The 14,523-nt window shown below is 59.6% G+C and carries 15 protein-coding genes; 14 read left to right on the top strand and 1 reads right to left on the bottom strand.

The genetic code is table 11. From position 1 onward, the window contains the following. Positions 1-110 precede the first annotated feature (110 nt). The 8 genes from cysQ (at position 111) to glmS (ending at position 7,210) form a co-directional block, all read left to right on the top strand. Positions 111-938 carry a 3'(2'),5'-bisphosphate nucleotidase CysQ gene (cysQ, locus tag FHR94_RS17385; protein ID WP_425485399.1) on the top strand — a complete coding sequence of 276 codons (828 nt, stop codon included), beginning with the start codon at positions 111-113 and terminating at the stop codon, positions 936-938. 50 nt (positions 939-988) lie between these two features. Further along, on the top strand, positions 989-1,231 hold the full coding sequence (locus tag FHR94_RS17380; protein WP_183327650.1) for a hypothetical protein: 243 nt from the start codon (positions 989-991) through the stop codon (positions 1,229-1,231). Between the two features lie 28 nt (positions 1,232-1,259). Next, positions 1,260-1,463, top strand: a complete 204-nt coding sequence (locus FHR94_RS17375) for a DUF2281 domain-containing protein (RefSeq protein ID WP_183327648.1) — start codon at positions 1,260-1,262, stop codon at positions 1,461-1,463. A 54-nt stretch (positions 1,464-1,517) separates the two neighbouring features. Further along, complete coding sequence (locus FHR94_RS20115) at positions 1,518-1,772, top strand: type II toxin-antitoxin system PemK/MazF family toxin (RefSeq protein ID WP_183327646.1); 255 nt, start codon at positions 1,518-1,520, stop codon at positions 1,770-1,772. 68 nt (positions 1,773-1,840) lie between these two features. Next, the gene (gene cysD / locus FHR94_RS17365) at positions 1,841-2,758 is read left to right on the top strand and encodes a sulfate adenylyltransferase subunit CysD (RefSeq protein ID WP_183327644.1); all 918 of its coding nucleotides are present in this window, start codon (positions 1,841-1,843) and stop codon (positions 2,756-2,758) included. Positions 2,759-2,925: 167 nt separating this feature from the next. Further along, entirely contained in the window at positions 2,926-3,279 is a 354-nt protein-coding gene (locus FHR94_RS17360) for a four helix bundle protein (protein ID WP_183327642.1), read from the top strand. A 152-nt stretch (positions 3,280-3,431) separates the two neighbouring features. After that, positions 3,432-5,327 (top strand): sulfate adenylyltransferase subunit CysN, encoded by a 1,896-nt coding sequence (gene cysN, locus FHR94_RS17355; protein WP_221188529.1) that lies wholly within the window; start codon positions 3,432-3,434, stop codon positions 5,325-5,327. Next, positions 5,327-7,210 carry a glutamine--fructose-6-phosphate transaminase (isomerizing) gene (gene glmS / locus FHR94_RS17350; protein ID WP_183327638.1) on the top strand — a complete coding sequence of 628 codons (1,884 nt, stop codon included), beginning with the start codon at positions 5,327-5,329 and terminating at the stop codon, positions 7,208-7,210. Before cysN ends, glmS begins: the two co-directional genes overlap by 1 nt. 5 nt (positions 7,211-7,215) lie before the next feature. Here the strand turns inward: glmS and FHR94_RS17345 are convergent, their stop codons facing one another. Then, entirely contained in the window at positions 7,216-7,524 is a 309-nt protein-coding gene (locus FHR94_RS17345; protein ID WP_183327636.1) for a HigA family addiction module antitoxin, read from the bottom strand. Positions 7,525-7,804: 280 nt separating this feature from the next. On the opposite strand from FHR94_RS17345, the gene relB reads away from it, so the two are divergent. From relB to FHR94_RS17315, 6 genes are all read left to right on the top strand, one after another. Beyond that, positions 7,805-7,996, top strand: a complete 192-nt coding sequence (gene relB / locus FHR94_RS17340; protein ID WP_183327634.1) for a type II toxin-antitoxin system RelB family antitoxin — start codon at positions 7,805-7,807, stop codon at positions 7,994-7,996. Next, positions 7,983-8,258: a type II toxin-antitoxin system RelE/ParE family toxin gene (locus FHR94_RS17335; protein WP_183327632.1), complete on the top strand. Its 276-nt coding sequence runs from the start codon at positions 7,983-7,985 to the stop codon at positions 8,256-8,258. The genes relB and FHR94_RS17335 overlap by 14 nt, the downstream gene beginning before the upstream one ends. A gap of 231 nt (positions 8,259-8,489) precedes the next feature. Next, positions 8,490-9,614, top strand: coding sequence for a non-hydrolyzing UDP-N-acetylglucosamine 2-epimerase (wecB, locus tag FHR94_RS17330; protein WP_343064684.1), 1,125 nt, complete (start codon positions 8,490-8,492; stop codon positions 9,612-9,614). Positions 9,615-9,789: 175 nt separating this feature from the next. Then, positions 9,790-10,008: a hypothetical protein gene (locus FHR94_RS17325; RefSeq protein WP_183327628.1), complete on the top strand. Its 219-nt coding sequence runs from the start codon at positions 9,790-9,792 to the stop codon at positions 10,006-10,008. Positions 10,009-10,150: 142 nt separating this feature from the next. Next, complete coding sequence (gene wecC, locus FHR94_RS17320) at positions 10,151-11,431, top strand: UDP-N-acetyl-D-mannosamine dehydrogenase (protein ID WP_183327626.1); 1,281 nt, start codon at positions 10,151-10,153, stop codon at positions 11,429-11,431. 40 nt (positions 11,432-11,471) lie between these two features. Continuing rightward, a complete protein-coding gene (locus FHR94_RS17315; protein WP_183327624.1) occupies positions 11,472-14,522 on the top strand; it encodes a glycosyltransferase family protein in 3,051 nt (1,016 codons plus the stop codon). The last annotated feature ends 1 nt before the right edge of the window (position 14,523 follow it).

Below are 14,523 nucleotides of genomic sequence, written 5' to 3'. Positions count from 1 at the left end.
GCCCGAAGCCCGAAGCCCGAAGCCCGAAGCCCGAAGCCCGAAGCCCGAAGCCCGAAGCCCGAAGCCCGAAGCCCGAAGCCCGAAGCCCGAAGCCACTACAAGGAGTTCTCTTGACTGATTTCGTAACGGACGACATGCGCACCCGCTTGATCGAAGGCGTTCACGCCGCCGGCCGCGAGGTGCTGGCCATCTATGAGCGCGACTTCGACGTCGAGTCCAAGGCCGATGAGAGCCCCCTGACCGAGGCGGACATGGCCTCGCACCATGCGCTGGTGGCGCTGCTCGAGGCGGTGGCCCCCCAGGTGCCGGTGCTCTCCGAGGAGTCCGACGGGATTCCCTTCGCCATCCGCCGCGCCTGGGACCGCTACTGGCTGATCGACCCGCTGGACGGTACCAAGGAATTCATCAACAAGAACGGTGAGTTCACCCTCAACATGGCGCTGATCGAGGATGGCGTGCCGGTATTCGGCATCGTGCATGCCCCGGTGCTGGAGACCACCTGGGTCGGCCAGGCGGGGCAGGGCGCCGTCAAGCTCACGAATGGCGAAAAGCAAGCGCTCCAGGTACGCGCGCTGCCGGATCCCGACGTCGAACCCTGGAAGGTGGTGGGCAGCCGTCGCCACGGCGCCGAGTCCTTCGAGGCCTTCTGTGCCGCGCTGCCCGCCCATGAGCGCGTCTCCATGGGCAGTTCGCTGAAGCTCTGCCTGGTCGCCGAAGGCAAGGCCGACCTCTACCCGCGCCTCGCCCCTACCTGCGAATGGGACACCGCCGCCGCCCAGGCCGTGGTCACCGCCGCCGGCGGCGAGGTGCTCAATGCTGAGACCCTCGAATCGCTGCGCTGCAACCAGCAGGACAGCGTCTTGAACCCCTTCTTCATCGTCGCCGGGCAGCGGGATGCGCGCTGGGAAGACGCGCTACGCGCGAGCCTCGAACGGTGAAAAATCTCCTGGTTCTCGGCTCTGGACTAACCTGAGAGTTATGGTGGTCCATGCTGCAGAGGGTAGATGATATGTATGCCGTAGAATTTGAAACCGATATCACCAGCAGATATCTGAAAATCAAAGATTATGAAAAATTGGCCAACAAGCATGTCAGGATCATTATTCTGGTAGAAGAAGATTCCCGTGCCTGCCCCAACCGGCAGGCAGGAGGCGCACTCGAGGAATTTGAACGTATCAAGGCGAAACGAAAGAGTTTTCCGGAAGTCGATATGGATATCGAAATGGGGTAGACGTTCTTGCTAACGAGGTGAATAGACCATGAATACCTCTGAAAAAATTGTTGAGAATGTTAGCCGGCTTCCAGAATCACTCCAGGAAGAAGTGCTGGACTTTACTTATTTTTTGATGCAAAAGATTGAGAAAAATGAGCTGAAAAGTCTTTCCCAAGCTCAGGAGTCGAGCATGGAGAAGCTATGGGACAATGACGAGGACGAGGTTTGGAACGATGTACCAGTACGGTGATGTTGTCCTGATTCCATTTCCTTTCTTTGATTTGCAAACTAAAAAGAAAGACCTGTGCTCGTATTTCATCCCGCTGATGCCTACGGTGACATGGTGTGCCTGGCTATTACTTCCAAGTCAAACCATCAGCAATCCGTGCCTATCTATGGCCACAGTTTCATTGATGGCGTGCTTCCCAAGACAAGCTGGGTCAGGTATGGAAAGGTCTATACCCTTAATGAATCAGTCGTGATTGGCCAGTTTGGCACCCTGAAGAAAGATGTTTTTGATGAAATATGCGTTAGTTTTTGTCAATATTTTTATTGCTGATTCTTTCGTCTTCCACTATTTGGTTTCCATCTTCCATCTAAAACCCGCTATTCCCCAAGGCCTATTCGATGTCTGAAATCACCCCCGACCGCCAGACCCACCTCAAGCAGCTCGAGGCTGAGTCGATCCACATCATTCGCGAGGTGGCCGCGGAGTTTCGCAACCCGGTGATGCTCTACTCCATCGGCAAGGACTCCTCGGTGATGCTGCACCTGGCGCGCAAGGCCTTCTATCCCGGCGTGCCGCCGTTCCCGCTGATGCACATCAACACCACCTGGAAGTTCCGCGAAATGATCGAGTTCCGCGACCGCATGGCCGCGGAGTCCGGCATGGACCTGATCGAGCACATCAACCAGGAAGGGGTCGCGGCCGGCATCAACCCCTTCGAGCACGGCAGCGCCAAGTACACCGACATCATGAAGACCACGGCGCTCAAGCAGGCGCTGGACCAGTACGGCTTCGATGCCGCTTTCGGCGGGGCGCGCCGCGACGAGGAAGCCAGCCGCGCCAAGGAGCGGGTGTTCTCCTTCCGTGACAAGCACCACCGCTGGGAGCCCAAGAGCCAGCGCCCGGAGCTGTGGAACGTCTATAACGCCAAGGTCAACAAGGGCGAGTCGATCCGCGTGTTCCCGCTTTCCAACTGGACCGAGCTGGACATCTGGCAGTACATCTACCTCGAATCCATCCCCATCGTGCCGCTCTACTACGCCGCCCCGCGCCCGGTGGTCGAGCGTGACGGCATGCAGATCATGGTCGACGACGAGCGCCTGCCGCTCGAACCCGGCGAAGTGCCCGAGGAGAAGTGGGTCCGTTTCCGCACCCTGGGCTGCTACCCGCTGACCGGCGCGGTGGAATCCAAAGCTGCCACCCTGCCCGAGATCATCCAGGAAATGCTGCTGACGCGGACGTCCGAGCGCAGCGGCCGCGCCATCGACCATGATCAGGCCGGGTCGATGGAGAAGAAGAAACGCGAAGGCTATTTTTGAGCTACGGGCTACGGGCTACGGGCTACGGGCTACGGGCTACGGGCTATAGGTACGGGCTAAGGGCTAAGGGCCACGCGCTGTGGGCTACAATACTGCTCGAAGCTCGAAGCTCGAAGCTCGAAGCTCGAAGCTCGATGCTCGAAGCTCGGAACCGACAAGGACGTCATATGCGCCACGAAAAAATGGAAGTCTGGCAGCGTAGTAAGCAGCTCAGCGTTGAGGTCTATCGAGAATTGAAAGATTTACGCGATTTCGGTTTCAAGGATCAGATCACGCGTTCCGCCTTGTCGATACCCAGCAATATTGCTGAGGGCTTCGAGCGTTTCACGGAAAAGGAAAAGTTTCGCTTCGTCTCGATCGCCAAAGGCTCGTGTGGCGAGTTTGCGACCCAGACGCTGATTGGCATCGAAGTGGGCTATATCACCGAAGCCGTGGGGCAGCACTGGCGAAACGAAGCCATGACCCTGTCGCGAATGCTCGGTTCCTTACTCAAAGCGCTTGATATGCGTCCTCAGAGATAACCACTAGACATGAAGAGGGCACGGCGTGCCCGTAGCTCGTAGCTCGAAGCCCGTGACTGGCGCGAAGCGCCGCTCGAAGCCCGACGCCCGGAGCTCGCAGCGCTCGTGCTCTTCACCAGGATGGAGAAAAGACTGTGGCACATGCATCTGCGATGATCTCGGAAGACATCGAAACCTACTTGAAAGAGCACGAGCAGAAAGACCTGCTGCGCTTCATCACCTGCGGCAGCGTCGACGACGGCAAGTCGACGCTGATCGGGCGCCTGCTGCACGACTCCAAGATGATCTATGAGGATCAGCTGGCGGCGATCACTCAAGCCTCGAAGACCAGCGGCACCACCGGCGATGCGGTCGACCTGGCGCTGCTGGTCGATGGGTTGCAGTCGGAGCGCGAGCAGGGCATCACCATCGATGTCGCCTACCGTTTCTTCTCCACCGACAGGCGCAAGTTCATCATCGCCGACACTCCGGGGCACGAGCAGTACACCCGCAACATGGCCACCGGCGCCTCCACGGCGAGCCTGGCGGTGATTTTGATCGACGCCCGTCACGGCGTGCAGACCCAAACCCGGCGCCACAGCTTCATCGCCGACCTGCTGGGCATCCAGCACCTGGTGGTGGCGATCAACAAGATGGACCTGGTGGATTACAGCCAGGCGCGCTTCGACGAGATCGTCGCCGAGTACCAGGCCCTGGCCGACAAGCTGGGTGCCCGCGACATTCGCTTCGTGCCGATGTCGGCGCTGAAGGGCGACAATGTGGTCAACCCAAGCGAGACGATGAGCTGGTATGAGGGCCCAGCGCTGCTCGAGCTGCTCGAGAGCGTGGAGATCAGCCACGACCACAACCTGCGCGACCTGCGCCTGCCGGTGCAGTACGTCAATCGGCCCAATCTCGACTTCCGCGGCTACTGCGGCACCCTGGCCGCGGGCATCCTGCACCCCGGCCAGGCGGTGCGTGCGCTGCCCTCCGGCAAGACCAGCACCATCGCGCGCCTAGTGACCTTCGACGGTGACCTCGAGGCCGCCTATCCCGGCCAGGCGATCACCGTGACCCTGGCCGACGAGATCGATATCTCCCGCGGCGACTGGCTGGTGGGGGCCGACGAACCGGTGCCGCTGGCCTCGAGCTTCGAGGCCGACATCGTGTGGATGCACGAGACCCCGCTCGAGCCCGGCAAGCTCTACGACCTCAAGCTGGCCACCCGCGACCTCGCCGGTAAGGTCACCGCCATCGACTACCAGGTCGACGTCAACACCCTCGAGCAGCGCCATGCGGATCATCTCGACCTCAACGCCATCGCCCGTTGCCACGTCGAGCTCACCGCCCCGGTGCCGGTGGACGACTACCGCACCAGCCCCGGCACCGGCAGCTTCATCTTCATCGACCGGCTGACCAACCTCACCGTGGGCGCCGGCATGATCCACCGCCCGCTCGACAGCGAGCTGCCCTACGAGTACCGCGAGCACGATAGCAAGGCCCGCGTGGTGTGGAACCGCACCAGCGTGACCCAGGCCATGCGCGAGCAGATCAACGGCCACGCCGGCAAGTGCGTATGGTTCACCGGCTACTCCGGCTCCGGCAAGTCGAGCCTAGCCAACGCCCTGGAGGTGGAGCTCAACCGCCGCGGCTACCACACCATGCTGCTCGACGGCGACAACATCCGCCACGGCCTGTGCAAGGACCTGGGGATGAGCGAGGCCGACCGCACCGAGAACATCCGCCGCGTGGGCGAGGTCGCCCGGCTGTTCGCCGAGGCCGGGGTCATCGTGATCACCGCCTTCATCTCGCCGTTCCGCGCCGACCGCGACGCCGCCCGCGAGCTGTTCGACGAGGGCGACTTCATCGAGGTGCACGTCGACACCCCCCTGGATGTGTGCGAGCAGCGCGACCCCAAGGGCCTGTACCAGAAGGCCCGCGAAGGCAAGCTGACCGACTTCACCGGCATCAACAGCCCCTACGAGGTGCCCAAGGCGGCGGAGATCACCGTCAACACCGCGGAGCTGGGACAGCAGGAGATCATCGGCCGGCTGCTGAAGGAGCTGTAATGTGTGGAATCGTCGGCGCAGCCAGCCTGCGTAATGTCACCCCCATTCTTCTCGAAGGGCTGAAGCGGCTCGAGTACCGCGGCTACGACTCTGCCGGACTCGCCGTGGCGCAGGCCGGCCAGCTCCAGCGAGAGCGTGAAAGCGGCAAGGTCGCCGAACTGGAAGCGAAGTTGGCCAAGCGGGAGGTGAAAGGGCAGTTGGGTATCGCCCATACGCGCTGGGCCACCCACGGCAAGCCGAGCCGCTACAATGCCCACCCCCATATGTCGAATGCATCGGTGGCGGTGGTGCACAACGGTATCATCGAGAACCATGAAAGCCTGCGGTCTTGGCTCCAGCAACAGGGGTATACCTTTCACTCCGAGACCGACACCGAAGTGATCGCCCACCTGTTCCATCACCATTACCAGCGGACAGAAGCATCCCATGCCGAGCAGCGCCTGCTGAGCGCGTTTCGCTCCACGCTATCTGCCCTGCACGGCGCCTATGCCTTGGGCATCATTCATATCGAACACCCCCACAGTCTGCTCTGCGCGCGCATGGGCAGTCCCCTGGTGATCGGCGTGGGCAGCGAAGAGCACTTCATCGCCTCCGACCCGCTGGCGCTGCTGCAGGTTACCGACCGCTTCATCTACCTGGAAGAAGGCGACCACGCTCTCCTCACTGCCCACGACTGGCAAATATTCGCCACCCAGGCTGGTGAGGGGGTTCCTGGGCCCTCGGCCCTTGTTCCTCGGCCCTGTGTGAGGGACGAGCACCGCTATGAGCATGGCGATCAGGTAGCCGAGAAGGGCGACTATCGTCACTTCATGCTCAAGGAGATCCACGAGCAGCCCCAGGCCCTCAGGGCTACCCTGGAAGGCAAGGTGTCAGGCGAGGGGCGTCTACTTGCCTCGATCCTGGGGCCGGACGCGGAGTCCCTCATGGGCCAGGTGGAGCAGGTCCAGATCGTCTCCTGTGGCACCAGCTACCATGCCGGCCTGGTGGCGCGTTACTGGCTGGAGAGCCTGGCGGGCCTTCCCTGTTCGGTCGAGGTGGCCAGCGAGTTCCGCTATCGCCACGTGGTCGTGCCGAGCAACACCCTGTTCGTGACCATTTCCCAGTCCGGCGAGACGGCCGACACCCTGGCCGCGTTGCGCTTTGCCAAGAGCGCCGGCTACCTGGCCACCCTGACCATCTGCAACGTGCCGGGAAGCTCGCTGGTGCGGGAATCGGACCTGCGACTGATGACCCATGCCGGGCCGGAGATCGGCGTGGCCTCCACCAAGGCCTTCACGACCCAGTTGGTGGCCTTGCTATGGCTGACCGGCTTGCTTGGCCAACGCCGGCTGGGCGATGAGAAAGTAATGGCGCTGATGGAGGAGCTCCTGGCATTGCCAAGGCTGATCGAGCAGGTGCTCGAGCTCGAGCCCGCCATTGAAGCCTTGGCCGCGCGTTTCGCGAGCAAGCACCATACCCTGTTTCTGGGACGAGGCCCCCACTACCCGGTGGCCATGGAAGGGGCGCTGAAGCTCAAGGAAATCTCCTATATCCATGCCGAGGCCTATGCGGCGGGGGAACTCAAGCATGGTCCGCTGGCCCTGGTGGACGACGACATGCCCGTGGTCACCATGGCGCCCAGCGATGAGCTGCTGGAGAAGCTCAAGAGCAACCTTCAGGAAGTGCGTGCCCGCGGCGGACAGCTGATCAACTTCGTCTGTGAGCAGGCTGGTATGGAAGACGGGGAGGGCGTCCATAACCTGAGACTCCCCAAGGTCAGCGATGTGGCGGCCCCGATCCTCTTCAGCGTGCCGCTTCAGCTACTTTCCTACCATGTGGCTCTGGTCAAGGGCACCGATGTGGACAAGCCGCGCAATCTCGCCAAGTCCGTGACCGTCGAGTAAGTCACTTATCCCACAAGCTTCAGCGAGGGCACTGCGCTGACGTCTACTTCGCGCTCGGCATGCCAGGCGTCGTAGGCCGCCTGGAGGCGTAGCCATAGGCCGGGGCCGTTACCGAAAAGCTTGCCGAGGCGTGCAGCGATTTCTGGCGATACTGGCTTGCGCGTGGCCAGGATGGCGTGCAACTGCTGGCGTGAGATGCCCAGCATCTGCGCGATGGCTGTCTTGCTGTAGTCCATATCCTCCAGCATGTCGTCGATCACCTCGCCGGGGGGCGGCGGGCAGCGGTTGGGATTTTGCTTTGCGATAATAGCCATAGTGATTCCACCTCGCTTAGTGGTATTGCTCGAAGTCAACTCGGTAAGCGTCGCCGCCCTCGAATTCAAAAGTGAGGCACCAAGGGCCGTTCACATGTACGGTGTAATGATACTTTCGTGCTTGGCGGCTCCATGATTACACGATGAATCAATGGGTTATGAGAGCTGAGGGATGAAACTTTATTTTTCACCCACAATATCTGATCGCCAGTCTATACGAGATGCACCAGACGGTTCTTCGCTGGTAGAGTAAGCTGGAGGTACACGAGGAGACATGATGATGAGCACCCCACTAGACCCTATCGTCTCGGAGTTCGAGACGCAGGAGCAAGCCGACAGCTACGACCGCTGGTTTCGCGAGCGCATCCAGCAGAGCCTCGACGATCCTCGCCCCAACGTTCCCCATGACGAAGCGATGGCTCGTGTCCGGGCCATGATCGAGTCCAAGAAGCGCCGACATGCTACCGGTTGAGTGGCGTGCTCACGCGCTGGATGCGCTTGAAGACATCGCCGCTTACCTAAGCGAGCGCAACCCCTACGCTGCCGAGGCACTCGTCAGCGCCATCGAGGAGACCGCCGAGGCGCTACCCGAGCATCCCTATCTGTACCGCCACGGGCGTGTCCTTGGAACGCGAGAGGCCGTGGTTCACCCTAACTACCTGTTGGTGTATCGCATCGCGTCCGATCACATCGCCATCCTGGACGTGCTCCACGCTCGCCGGGAATATCCCTAACATCAGTCGCTTAGAATACCTCTTGGCTCCTCGACAAACGGTACTGTGGGAACATGTTTCGGTCCGTCGTCGCTGGCACCTAATGCGGCGTCCCCTTGGGGTCTGACCCCGTTGCTGCGTGTTACACCAACCTTTGACCTGGGGGTCAGACCCCAAGGGCTACGACGAGCTGCACCTGGCCACACCGGCAGCCATGCCTTACCCACCTACGACATCCATAATCCTATGTCCATCAAGACTCTCTGCGTGTTCGGCACGCGCCCCGAAGCCATCAAGATGGCGCCCCTTGCCCTGTCCCTCGCCGCCGATGCGCGCTTCGAGGCGCGGGTCTGCGTGACCGGTCAGCACCGCGAGATGCTGGATCAGGTATTGGACCTGTTCGAGCTGACCCCGGATCACGACCTCAACATCATGAAGCCGGGGCAGGATCTGACCGACGTGACCACGGCGATCCTGCAGGGCATGAAGGGCGTGCTGGCCGAGGTCAAGCCGGATATCGTACTGGTGCATGGCGACACGGCCACCACCTTTGCCACCACCCTGGCCGCCTACTACCAGCAGATCCCGGTGGGCCACGTGGAAGCCGGCCTGCGTACCGGCAACCTCTATTCCCCCTGGCCGGAAGAGGCCAACCGGAAGCTGACCGGTGCCCTGGCCGAGCTGCACTTCGCGCCGACCGAGCGCTCCAGCCAGAACCTGCTGGAAGAAGGCATCGCACCGGCCAAGGTGCATGTCACCGGCAACACCGTGATCGATGCGTTACTGGAGGTGGTGGCCAAACTCGAGAATAGCGGGACCTTCCAGCAGCAGTTCGCCGAGCAGTTCGACTTCCTGGATGCCGATCGCAAGCTGATCCTGGTCACGGGGCACCGGCGCGAAAGCTTCGGTGGCGGCTTCGAGCGCATCTGTCAGGCCTTGCACGATACCGCCGCGGCGCACCCCGATACCCAGATCGTCTACCCGGTGCACCTGAATCCCAACGTCCTCGAGCCGGTCAAGCGACTGCTCTCTGACATTGACAACGTGCACCTGATCGAGCCGCTGGATTACCTGCCGTTCGTCTACCTGATGAACCGGGCCCACCTGATCCTGACCGACTCCGGTGGCGTGCAGGAAGAGGCGCCGTCGCTTGGCAAGCCGGTGCTGGTGATGCGCGACACCACCGAACGCCCGGAAGCCGTGGATGCCGGCACCGTCAAGCTGGTGGGCACCGACGTGGAACGCATCGTCGGCGAGATGCATACCCTGCTGACCGACACCGCCGCCTACGAGGCCATGAGCTATGCTCATAACCCCTATGGGGATGGCAGGGCGTGCCAGCGGATCCTCGAGCTGCTGAGTTCGCATACAGGGTGATTCACCTCGAGCAGGCCACCACCGACGAGCTGGAGCGCTGGGCCGAGAACCTGCTGGACGCCCGGTCGCTGGCCGAGGTCTTCAACCAAGGGTAGGGCCAATACCCACTGACCGGCCGTGGACTATCAACGCTCAACGCCTAACGCCTCACCCCTCACACATGAAGAGCACCGCCATGACCGGACGGGTAGAGCGTTTGCGAACAGAGGGCATGCAGCCAGGCCGACATGAAGGCGTGGAAGGCACGCTACGCAAACAGATCGAACTGAAGTTCGGCGATCTTCCCGCCGGGGCCGTTGAGCACCTGAAGCAGACCAATGACGAACAGCTGGATACCTGGGTCACCAGGATCCTCACCGCCGACAGCTTCGACGCCCTGTTCGCGGAGGGGTAACCCACGGCGTTTTCCTCCTGAACCTCGGCCCTTCACGCTCTGCTTGGCCGCTGGCCACATTTCACCTCGACTCTGACACTCCTGGGCGTTGGGCGCTTTTCCTCGGCCCTCGGCCCTTCACAACACGTAACGGATGCACCTCATGCCTTTCAACACCATCTCCGTTATCGGTCTCGGTTACATCGGCCTACCGACCGCCGCCGTCATCGCTTCTCGTCGCAAGCAGGTCATCGGCGTCGATATCAATCAGCGCGCCGTGGAGACCATCAACCGCGGTGATATCCATATCGTCGAGCCCGAGCTGGATATCGTGGTGCATGCGGCCGTGAAGGAAGGCTACCTACGGGCGACCACCACGCCCGAGCCGGCGGACGCCTTCCTGATCGCCGTGCCGACGCCCTTCAAGGCCGAGAACGGCAACGACCATGTGCCGGATCTCGCCTATATCAAGGCGGCAAGCCAAGCGGTGGCACCGGTGCTGAAGCAGGGCGATCTGGTGATTCTGGAGTCCACCTCGCCGGTAGGCGCCACCGAGCAGATGGCGGCCTGGCTGGCCGAAGCGCGGCCCGACCTGACCTTCCCGCAGACCCATAGGGAAGACTCCGATATCCGGATCGCCCATTGCCCCGAGCGGGTGCTGCCGGGGCACGTGGTGCGTGAGCTGGTGGAGAACGACCGGGTGATCGGCGGCATGACCGCCAAGTGCTCCGCGGCGGCCACCGCGCTCTACCAGATCTTCGTGGAAGGGGAGTGCATCACCACCACGGCGCGCACCGCCGAGATGGCCAAGCTCACCGAGAACAGCTTTCGCGACGTGAACATCGCCTTCGCCAACGAGCTCTCCATCATCTGCGACAAGATCGATATCAGCGTATGGGAGCTGATCCGTCTGGCCAATCGGCACCCGCGGGTCAACATCCTGCAGCCCGGCCCCGGCGTAGGCGGCCACTGCATTGCCGTCGACCCCTGGTTCATCGTCAGCGAGACGCCGGAAGAGGCGCGCCTGATTCGCACCGCGCGTGAAGTCAACGATGGCAAGCCGCAGTGGGTCATCGACAAGGTTAACGAGGCGGTAGGCAAGTACCTGAGTGCCAATCCGGACAAGACCGCCAGGGACGTCACCATTGCCTGCTTCGGCCTGGCCTTCAAACCGGATATCGATGATCTGCGGGAAAGCCCCGCTCTGAAGATCGCGGAGACCATCGTCGCGAAGCATCCCGGCCGGTCTCTGGTAGTGGAGCCGAATATCGAGTCGTTGCCGGGTGGCGCGTTAGCCGATGCCAGGCTGGTTGACGAAATGGCAGCGCTGGAGGCTGCCGATGTGGTAGTGCTTCTTGTGGATCACAAGCCTTTTAAGCAGATACCGTTAGACCAAGTGACAGCAGATTATCTTGTCGATAGCCGTGGTGTTTGGGTAGCCTAAATCATGTTTGTACATTAATACCTAATAATGAGTTGGTAGTATGACTTATAAGACACGGCATTTTTTTCCTGAAAAAAAGCATTTTTCACCTGATTTTGCCTTTCAGGGCGATGGTGTCTCTTTTTTTTATACCTATATCCGTAAAAATGCGTCAACATCGTTTAAAAAACTGTTTCAGTTGATGCATCCTGGGCTGTGTCCTGGAAAAACTCCTTCACTTGGCTGTATGGCTAAGTACGCCCAAGTCAAAGACCTCTCGCCGGAAGAGATAGATCGAAGCTTTACAAATAAAGTTTTTATATATAGAGATCCCATTGAACGTGTTTTCTCTGTGTATAAAAATAAATTAATTCAACGGGATGGTGCAGAAGACCTACTCGACAAGCTAAGGAAAGTAACAGGCCGAGATCCTGGCTTAATGACATTTAGTGACTTTGTCAACGAATATGTCTCACTTTTGGAGACAGAGCGCTGGCGAGAGGTCGACGGTCATTTGTATCCACAGGCATGGCATTTGTTACCCATAACATACAACATGGTAATTCCCATGGAGAATGTTTATGGCGAAATGTTAAAGTTGCTTCCAAAAGAACTATGTGATCAGGCATTTCGCGAGCCAAGTAATAGTACTAAAAAGGGAAGTGTGCCTTTAGAAAACTGTGATGTTGACACGCCTGCGGTATACTTCGAGAAAAAATATATCCAGGGCAAGGCATTGCCAGAATTAAATCAGGTGATAACACCTGCAATAGAAACGCGTCTCAAAGAAATTTACTGTGAAGATTTTTCTATATTAGAAAGTGTTTCTTTAAATAAAAAGGTAGAGACTTCGTTTCCACAGTCTGCACAGCATCAAGATAACTATAGTCGATTGTTAGTTAAGTTAGAATCCAAGACGTTGGAGCATGAGTCGCTTGGTCAAGAGTTATCTGATGTTAAAGAACACCTGGACACTGTGAACGCGAAATACAGTGACGCCTGCCAACAGATTGTCTCTCTGCAAAAAACGCTGGACGTTGCTAACGCTGATTACAAAGAAATTAACACAAAATACGAAGATGTTTTTGCCAAATACAGTGACGCCTGCCAACAGATGGTCTCTCTGCAAGAAAAGCTGGACGTTGCTAGCGCTGATTACAAAGAAATTAACACGAAATACGAAGATGTTTTTGCCAAATACAGAGCTGCCAATGCAAAATACCGCAGTGCTAGCCAACAACTTTCCGCACTAAGATCCAGTCAGGCTTACAAGGCAGCGTCGTATATAAGGGCTGCCTCCAGATCGTTGACTGATGCAGTCAAGCTGCCTGTGCGGCTGTGGCGTCTCAGGGGGCCGAAAAAGAAACAGCCTAAACAGCGCATGAACCTTCAGCAAGGTCTGCGCTATACTAAATGGAAGGTTGTGGTTCCTCTCGCCACGCGACTTGGCGTTCCCTACAACAAGGTTGCGTATCTTACTCTCCCTCAGTCGGTTAGAAGCATTGTACGGCGCTTTAAGCACCAATCTTCTCAAGCACAGCAGACCGAAGAATTTACTCCTCCATCCGCCGCTGCACAGGAAATCAGTATTCTTGGCTGGCCCGAGTACTCACCCAACGGCAAGCCCTATGTGATCGGCATCATGGATGAGTTTACCACCGGCTGCTTCGAACAAGAGGTAAACCTTATCCAGCCGCGCCCGGATAACTGGTACGCCTTGGCCGAAAAGTACCAGCCCGCGTTCTTCTTCATCGAAAGTGCCTGGAAGGGCAACTACGGCAGCTGGCAGTACCGGGTGGCGGACTATGCCAACAAACCTGGCCAAGAAGTGGCGTATATCTGCCAATACGCCCGTGAGAAGGGCATCCCCACGTTGTTCTGGAACAAGGAGGACCCGGTCCACCACGACAAATTCATGTGCAGCGCCAAGTTGGTGGATCACATCTTCACCACTGATGCCAACATGAAGGGCTCCTACCAGGCCAAGACCGGCAATCAGAACGTCCATGCGCTGCCGTTTGCTGCCCAGCCAGCGCTGCACAAGCCCGCACCGCTGGCAGGCCGCAAGCCGCGTTCCTGCTTCGCCGGCAGCTGGTACGGCAATCGCCACGCCGAGCGTGGCCAGGCGATGCGCTGGCTGCTGCAGGCGGCCAACCGGCACGGTCTGAATATTTACGATCGTAACCACGGCACCGGCATCTTTCCTTTCCCGGAGGAGTATCAGGCTGGTATCAAGGGCAGCCTGCCCTATAAGGAGCTGTGCGACGAATACAGCCGCTATCGGGTATTTCTCAACGTCAACTCGGTGACTGACTCGCCCACCATGTTCTCGCGCCGGGTGTTCGAGCTGATGGCCTGCGGTACCCCGGTGGTCAGCACCTACGCCAAGGGCATCGAGAATCTCTTCGAGTCTGATGCCGTGTGGCTGGTCAACAGCCAAGAAGAGGCCGATGAGGCCATCCGCACCCTGATGACCGACGATGCCGAGTGGCGGCGTCGCAGCCTTGCCGGTATCCGTGAGGTATTTGCCAAGCACACCTATGCTCATCGCCTCAACGATATTTTCGTTCGGCTGGGCATCGAATCACGCCTGCCCACCGATCCCACCATCGCCCTGGTGGCTGAGGCCCATAGCCAAGTGGAGCTTGAGGCCCTCGACCGCTTCGCCCGTCAGCAGCGCTATCGTGCGTTCCGCTTAGGTATCGCTTGCTCGCCCGGGATCGCCACACTGGCCGGTACGCTTTCCGAGCGCATCGTGCTGCTGCAGCCGGGGCAGAAAGCCACTTGGATGGCAGAGCAGCAGAAAGAGCACCCCATCGCCGGTTGGGTCACGCCCTACGGTCATTATGGCGAGCACTACTTGCGCGACCTGGCCAACGCCACCCTCTACGAGCCTGATGCCGTCGGCTGGGCCAAGGCTCTCGGCCAGGACCACTTTGCCTACGGTGGTCAGGCCGTGCTGGCCGGTGCCCTGTGGCAGACCCGCGAGTTTCTCAAGCAACCCATCAAGGCACACCCCGACGACCGACTGGCGCGCTCGGATCTCTACCTGGCTGACAGTGACCAGTTCCAGCCTGGCGATGTTGCACCTAAGAAAGTGGTGGGAGGCTGAA

The sequence above is a fragment of the Halomonas cerina genome (genome assembly GCF_014192215.1).
GTDB lineage: Bacteria > Pseudomonadota > Gammaproteobacteria > Pseudomonadales > Halomonadaceae > Halomonas > Halomonas cerina.
The sequence above is the reverse complement of the archived record's forward strand: the minus strand, read 5'-3'. Positions and strand labels throughout refer to the sequence as shown.

Excerpts from the sequence above, each read along its gene's own strand:
- FHR94_RS17380 (WP_183327650.1), top strand. The coding sequence starts at position 989 with ATGCTGCAGAGGGTAGATGATATGTATGCCGTAGAATTTGAAACCGAT.
- FHR94_RS17375 (WP_183327648.1), top strand. The coding sequence starts at position 1,260 with ATGAATACCTCTGAAAAAATTGTTGAGAATGTTAGCCGGCTTCCAGAA.
- cysD (WP_183327644.1), top strand. The coding sequence starts at position 1,841 with ATGTCTGAAATCACCCCCGACCGCCAGACCCACCTCAAGCAGCTCGAG.
- FHR94_RS17360 (WP_183327642.1), top strand. The coding sequence starts at position 2,926 with ATGCGCCACGAAAAAATGGAAGTCTGGCAGCGTAGTAAGCAGCTCAGC.
- cysN (WP_221188529.1), top strand. The coding sequence starts at position 3,432 with ATGATCTCGGAAGACATCGAAACCTACTTGAAAGAGCACGAGCAGAAA.
- glmS (WP_183327638.1), top strand. The coding sequence starts at position 5,327 with ATGTGTGGAATCGTCGGCGCAGCCAGCCTGCGTAATGTCACCCCCATT.
- FHR94_RS17345 (WP_183327636.1), bottom strand. The coding sequence starts at position 7,524 with ATGGCTATTATCGCAAAGCAAAATCCCAACCGCTGCCCGCCGCCCCCC.
- relB (WP_183327634.1), top strand. The coding sequence starts at position 7,805 with ATGAGCACCCCACTAGACCCTATCGTCTCGGAGTTCGAGACGCAGGAG.
- FHR94_RS17335 (WP_183327632.1), top strand. The coding sequence starts at position 7,983 with ATGCTACCGGTTGAGTGGCGTGCTCACGCGCTGGATGCGCTTGAAGAC.
- FHR94_RS17325 (WP_183327628.1), top strand. The coding sequence starts at position 9,790 with ATGACCGGACGGGTAGAGCGTTTGCGAACAGAGGGCATGCAGCCAGGC.
- wecC (WP_183327626.1), top strand. The coding sequence starts at position 10,151 with ATGCCTTTCAACACCATCTCCGTTATCGGTCTCGGTTACATCGGCCTA.
- FHR94_RS17315 (WP_183327624.1), top strand. The coding sequence starts at position 11,472 with ATGACTTATAAGACACGGCATTTTTTTCCTGAAAAAAAGCATTTTTCA.